Source organism: Pseudomonas sp. PA-6-3C, assembly GCF_021605825.1.
GTDB lineage: Bacteria > Pseudomonadota > Gammaproteobacteria > Pseudomonadales > Pseudomonadaceae > Aquipseudomonas > Aquipseudomonas edaphica.
In genome coordinates this window covers 26,421-33,582 of the sequence record NZ_WKDV01000059.1, presented here as the reverse complement: position 1 = coordinate 33,582, position 7,162 = coordinate 26,421, and the positions used below count along the sequence as shown (strand labels likewise).

Below are 7,162 nucleotides of genomic sequence, written 5' to 3'. Positions count from 1 at the left end.
GCCTGGGTCGGGGGCTGCTGCGCAGCCCAACGCAGGGCAAGCCTGCTCGCCACAGAAGCCTCTGTTCACCACAGGACTTGAAGGCGACGCAGACTGTGGCGAGCGAGCTTGCTCGCGCTGGGCTGCGAAGCGGCCCCAAAACCTGCCAATGAGGTCTGCCTGAGAGAACGCGTTGCCTGGGTCGGGGGCTGCTGCGCAGCCCAACGCAGGGCAAGCCTGCTCGCCACAGAAGCCTCTGTTCACCACAGGACTTGAAGGCGACGCAGACTGTGGCGAGCGAGCTTGCTCGCGCTGGGCTGCGCAGCGGCTCCAAAACCTGCCAATGAGGTCTGCCTGAGAGAACGCGCTGCCTGGGTAGGGGCTGCTGCGCAGCCCAACGCAGGGCAAGCCTGCTCGCCACAGAAGCCTCTGTTCACCACAGGACTTGGAGGCGACGCAGACTGTGGCGAGCGAGCTTGCTCGCGCTGGGCTGCGAAGCGGCCCCAAAACCTGCCAATGAGGTCTGCCTGAGAGAACGCGTTGCCTGGGTCGAGGGCTGCTGCGCAGCCCAACGCAGGGCAAGCCTGCTCGCCACAGAAGCGTCGCTCACCACGGGAACCTCACCGCAGGAAGTGCCGCCAGCTTTATTTCTTTTTCTTCTTATCGTGCTTGTCGGTCTTGTCGAACGCTTCTTCCAGCGCGCGGTTGATGGTGCGCAGCACCTTGACCCGCGCCCAGCGTTTGTCGTTGGCTTCCACCAGGGTCCAGGGCGACACTTCGGTGCTGGTGCGGTCGACCATGTCACCCACCGCCGCCCGGTAGTCATCCCACTTGTCGCGGTTGCGCCAGTCGTCTTCGGTGATTTTGAAGCGTTTGAAGGGAATTTCCTCACGGGCCTGGAAGCGTTCCAACTGCGTATCTTTGTCGATCGCCAGCCAGAACTTGACCACGATCACGCCCGCATCGCGCAGTTGCTCCTCGAAGTCATTGATCTCGCCATAGGCACGCATCCAGTCCGTCGGGGTGCAGAAGCCTTCGATGCGTTCCACCAATACGCGGCCGTACCACGAGCGGTCGAACACGGTGAACATGCCGCGAGCCGGAATCTTCTGCCAAAAGCGCCATAGATACGGCTGGGCGCGCTCGTCTTCACTCGGCGCGGCAATCGGCACGATATGGTACTGGCGCGGGTCCAGCGCTGCCGCCACGCGGCGGATCGCGCCGCCCTTGCCCGCCGCATCGTTGCCTTCAAACACGGTGATCAATGCGTGCTTGCGCATGCGCTTGTCGCGCATCAAGCCAGAGAAGCGCGCCTGCTCGGTAATCAGTTGCTCTTCGTAATCATCTTTTTCCAGGCGCTGGGTCAAATCGAGGCTGTCGAGCAGGCCCTTCTTGTCCACGGAGGCAATCAAAGGCGCCGGGTTCATGCCGCTGGCCTTGCCCTTGGGCAGCTTCAAGGCGTTTTGCAGGCTTTCGAGCAGGATCTTGCCCACCGTGAGGCTGCGGTAATTCGCATCCACGCCTTCGATCACATGCCACGGCGCGTAGTCACGGCTGGTACGGCGCAGGATGCGCTCGCCGAAATGCACAAACTTGTCGTAGGTTTCGGATTGCTGCCAGTCCAGCGGGCTGATGCGCCAGCTGTGCAGCGGGTCGTCGGCCAGCGCCTTGAGGCGTGCCTTCATCTGTTTCTTGGACAGGTGGAACCAGAACTTGAAGATCAGCGCGCCTTCATCACAGAGCATCTTTTCCAGGCGCTCGGCACCGGCGATGGCCTGGTCCAGGCGCGCGTCCTTGATCTGGCCATGCACGCGGCTTTGCAGCATCTGGCTGTACCAGTTGCCGAAAAAGATGCCCATGCGCCCCTTGGCCGGCAGCTGACGCCAATAGCGCCACGCCGGTGGGCGCGCCAGTTCTTCGTCAGTCTGCTGGTCAAAGGTGCGCACTTCGATCAGCCGTGGGTCCATCCATTCATTGAGCAGCTTGACGGTTTCGCCCTTGCCCGCGCCCTCGATGCCATTGATCAGGATGATCACCGGGAAGCGCTTCTGCTGTTGCAGTTCGTACTGTACTTCCAGCAAGGCTTCACGCAGGGCCGGCACTTCGGCGTCGTACGTGTCTTTATCGATGGCGTGACCGATTTCGGCGGATTCGAACATGGGCAGCTCCATTTCAAGATGGCTCAAGACTAGCGGATTGGGCACCACGCCACTCAAAGAATTCCAAAACAGTTGCCATGGATCAATCGCCGTCCCCTATGGCTAGTTCCCTGGCAGATGGCAAATGCCAAGGTCATGCTGCCTCAACATCTGCTGTGTGAGCCGCTCTACCACTTCGGTAATGGCCTGCCGGCGAGGCGAACGCAGGGCCTCCATTTGCTCAAGGTACTGCGCGTCGGTGAGATTCTGGCTGTTCTCAAAAAGTGCTTGCTGCTGCGTATCAAAGGGCTCTGTCGCCGACTCGAACGCACCGGAAAACTGCTGCTTGAGGTGGGTTTTCCAGAACGCCAACTGTGAAATAAAACGCAAGAACGTGGGGGACAGCTCTGCCGTGCGCACTTGGGAGTGCGCCACCTCCAGACTGTCGCTGGTCACATTGGCAAATTCTCCATATTGAATGTGCTTGGGCTGCCCCGGTAGCTGCAGGGTTTTGGCCAACCCTACCCGGAATGCCAGGCTGACTTCCAGCGGGTCCACGGACGCGTTTTCGACAGCGTAGGTGGCCGCAATTTTCTCCAACTCGCTGAGGCGAAACAACCCTCGGCCCAAGTTCAACAGCGCCCCGGAATTGCCTTTTACACGACCGGCCTGCTGCGTTGCCTTCTCGACCTCCTTGAGCACCTCCATCTGACTGAAAATCTGCGCGGCGTCGTCTGCGCAGTTCGCCGGATGAGCCGCCAGTTGAAAGACCTGCTCGCGCAGATCGGTACTGTCGTGGGTCGACTGCAACACGTCCCAGACCCGCCGGGTCAAGTCCTCGTGCACATGACGATTGTCGGCAGTACCGGACAGCTCAGCCAGCAAGTGGAACAACGGCGTCGAGTCCGGGTCATCCCGCAGGTTGGCCCACACGGTAGACTTGTGGGCCTCTCGGGCGGCCACCTCGTCCGGCAACCACAATGCCCTGGCCTTCAGTTCGGTAATACGTGGCTGATCGTCCTCTACAAACCCCATGCCAATTCCCACTTCGTCACGGTAACGCGTAAGCGCGGTTATCGTGGTACTGGAGAGCGGGTTGCCGCCCAGGTCAATCGACTGGCTGAAACTGCGTGACACCGTAAACAACCACTCAGGCAACACGGTGATCACGTTATCGCGCAGGTCCACTTGCTCCAGGTGAGCCAGGCGCCCAAGCCCTGCGGGTAAGTCGACGATTTTGGTGTCCTGCAACAACAGGGTGTGCAGGTCACGCATCCGGCTGACATCCACCAACTTGTCCAGCGGGTTGTGGCTCAGATCCAGCAGGCGCAACGTATTCAGGTCTGCCAGTTTCAGTCGGGTGTATTCGGTGAGCACAAGACGGTTGCGGGGCATCGACAAACTTTCCAGGTCGAGCATTCGCGAAAATACCTCCGGCAAGCGGGTCAGGCGGTTACGCCCCAGTTTCAAATGCTGCACGCCTTTAAAGCACTTCAGGAAATAGGCGACGTCATCGCCCAGTCGCATGTTCCTGAGTGACAACTGCCGAACATGGTCGAAACGTATGTCGGCTGGCAGCTTCGGCAGTGAGCCAACGCGCATCCCATCCAGGTTCAAACTGGCAACGGACGTCTGATGCTCATCCAGAGCAAAGCTTTGACGCCGCCAACACGCTTCAATGCGCTCAGCCACCTGCTGGCGGCTAGTACGAACGTCACTCAGGCCCGGCTGTGTCTCCATGCCCTGGATATCGGTTTTCCAATGCTTGAGCAGCGCGCGCAAATGACCGAGTTCTGCCTTCAAACGTTTGACCGCCTTGGCCCGGGCCAGATGGTCAGCGCCCAACGTCATCAATAGCGAAGACACTTGAGCCTCACTGAACAATGGGTACAAACGCTTTACCTTACGCACCAGTGCGGCTGGATGAACCAACGGCCCCGTCGGCAAATCGGCCATTTCACAACTCACCCCCTGCGACGCCGGTTCGCTGACCTGGCTGGAAAAAGCCTCGACAGCCAGTTCCCGATCGCCTTTCGCTTGCGAGGCACTCATGTATCGCAAACGCCAAATGTTACTGGCGTCCTTCAGCGGCAATCCCAATGCCACTCGCTGGCCATCCATCAGCGTTGCATCGATCGCCTCGAACAGGCCGTCCGGCCCGGCATAAGGTCCGCCGAGACTGCGGCCGTTGTCGTTGAACGCTTCAAACCCTGCGTTCGACCTGACTACTACTCGCCGCACACCAGCGTCTTTGAACGCGCCCAAGGCCAACAAGTCGCCTTGAGGCGAGTCCTGGCGCAACTCAAGCCGCAGCTCTGCCCCCCACCCCGCCAAGCGCGGCATTGTCCGAACAGCGATGAGGGCAGTATCCAGGCTGGCCAACTCTGGCTGCTCAAACCCCATCAAGGCGCGGTCCAGGCGTTGTGCCTCAAGAGCACGTTGCACTGACTCGGCCAACGCCATGGGAACCCGTTGATTATCGCGCAGGGACTCACGCTGCACGGTGGTCGTTTCGGCCATCAATTCGCGCATCAGCGTGCAGGGCAATTGCGGGTAGGTGCGCCTGAGCAACGCCCATTCCGGCGGTACGGGCCGATCATAGGTCTGATACAACTGCTCAAACAGCGGCTTGCGATCAGCCTTCAGATGCGCGAGCAACTGACGCGCCAGCACGGTGTGCGCCTGATCGGCGTCTACGCCCTCTCCCAACAAGCCGGCCTTTTGAGCGTCATCCAGCCCGGACAACAGCACTTCAAACACTTTCCCCTCACTGAGCATCGGCTCGGTGATCGTCAAACGCAGGCCTGCATCGTAAGGTTCGCTGGCAGGGTAACGCGCCTTGACACTGCGCTTTGCATCCAGCACCTCAAAATAGCGCCCCGCGGGCCACCCCGGTAACAGGGGCAAGGCATGCATCTGCAAGGTCGAGTTTTCAATGTTGGGGGAAGCACCGCTTTCCAACTGCCAGTTCAAATCGCGAATGGACTGATCGAGCCTGAAACGTTCGTACAGATCGCGAAAGCGTGCGGGAAACGGCAGACACTCCTGGGCCTGATAGACGCCCCAATCATCGGGCAAATCCATAATGGCCTTGATCTGTAGAAGTTTGCGAGGAGGGAGCGAAGAGCCGGGACCTGTCGGTTTCAACCGCGAAAAAAGATACTCCGGGTTCTCCCACTCGTCGGGCTTCTCGAACGCAAAACGCCAGCTACCTTCACCGTTATGCAGCAATTTCGGGCGATAAGCCGTCTGCCGCACCGGGTGGCTGGCCCGCCATTGATCCAGTTTCGCGTCGAACGCGATCCGGTGGATACAGTCATTGACCTTGACGTACGAATGCCCCTCCACCTTGTAGATTCCCGACGCGTCGGCAACCTGCTCGTCGCCAAGGCGCTGATCATGGACGTATTGCGTGGTATCCGGACGCCACAGCCGCTGGTTGCCCACAGCGGGGTTTATCACCTCGAATTTACGGAAAAAACCATTCAGATTAAGGCCGGTACGCTGCATGGCCGAACCGACAACCTTGCTCCCTGCCGCGAACAACACCATCGACGTGATGTTTTGCGCGATCACTGCCAACTGCTGGAACGCCTCATTCTTATCACCACGGCGCCAGTCTTCAATGCCCTCATAGAGTTCGCCGAGCATCTGGCCTACCGCCACGGCTGTCATCAATAACCCCAGCTCCGGGACGACAAACCCTGCGAGGTTGAGCACCGTCAAACCGGCGTCCAGATACGTCTGCAAGCGCTGCTCACGGACGTCCTCATCGACCTCGGCCACCGGCACCGCCAGGGCCCGTGCATCGGCTTGCAGCTTTGCGGCGTAAGTGTCGAAAAAGTGCCGCGCCAGGCTGGCCGTAATGGGGTTGGCGTCCAGCGCCCCCAGGCTCTGGGCTTGATCGAAACGGGTGAAGAACCCAACCCGGTCCCCCTGGCTCAGGTAACGCGTAAAGAAGGCACGGTACGCGGCCAGTGCAAGCTTGCGCTTGAGGTAGACCTGAAAGTCGTCAAGCGAGGCATACTCAAAGAATGGCCGTTCCGGTTCATTGGGCATGTACACCACACAAGGCGCTTGCGGGTATTGCGCAATCGAGCGAGCGGAAAATACCAGAATGCTCCACAGGCATCCGCCCTGGGTATTGAGCCCTTGCCAAATGACCGGGCGCCCGTCGTACAGCACCCCTTCGGCCTGGGCCTGGGACGGCGTCAATTGGCGGTCCAGCAATGTGCACAACATCGCGTAGGTGCCTTGGGTAATGTCCCCTCGCATCAAGGCAATATGGGCGTCGACTTTTACGTCCAGGATTTTCATCCGGCCGATATCGGTCGCTACATTATTGAGGTAAGGCTTATCACCTGCCGGGTCGCTGTCAAGTTTAAGCACGTCACTGATGTGCTGCTGATACAAGCGGCCAAGATCCAGGGCGCGACACCCCTGCGCAAACTCGAGGGGTGTAATGCCAATGACTTCACGATCAGCAGACCCCGACTGCAACAGCGACCCGACGGGAAAGTGCTGCGCCCGGGCTTCATCCTCTGAGAAATTCTGCATCGCCACATGCAGCAGGCTGTCCTGCACCAACCTCACCGTCTTCACATACTTCAATGGCAAGACCTCTTTCTCGTATTCGTTTACCGCACGAATAAAAAGATCTTTTTTGGGGTCCACAACCCGTTGCCATCGCGTAGAGCAGTATTGCTTGAGCCGCTCACTGCAAAACTCATCCAGCGCCTGCAATGGCTTCAATCGCTCGGCGACGGCTGCCTGGGCATCTGCAACCTGCAGGGCATCTTTAGTCAATGCATCCAGCACGCCGGGCGGCGCGTTGACCATCCAGCCAGGCAGTTGCTTTTGCAGCACCTGAGCTTTGTCCAGATCGCCCGTCATTTCCAGCAAGGCCGCTTGCAGCTGGCTCTGGGTCAATTGGCTCAGTTTATTGTTCAAATCATCCTGGGTGCGCATCAGCAATATCCTTTATTGCCTATCAATCAAGGAATGACGATACCGCAGCAATCTGCCCAGGATTAGCGCTGATTGTT

General features: G+C 59.3%; 2 protein-coding genes. Both read right to left on the bottom strand.

Annotated elements, in window-relative coordinates:
* Positions 1-623 precede the first annotated feature (623 nt).
* On the bottom strand, positions 624-2,138 hold the full coding sequence (gene pap, locus GIW48_RS27355) for a polyphosphate:AMP phosphotransferase (RefSeq protein WP_017137812.1): 1,515 nt from the start codon (positions 2,136-2,138) through the stop codon (positions 624-626).
* Between the two features lie 102 nt (positions 2,139-2,240).
* Entirely contained in the window at positions 2,241-7,085 is a 4,845-nt protein-coding gene (locus GIW48_RS27350) for an NEL-type E3 ubiquitin ligase domain-containing protein (RefSeq protein WP_236461361.1), read from the bottom strand.
* Between the last annotated feature and the right edge of the window lie 77 nt (positions 7,086-7,162).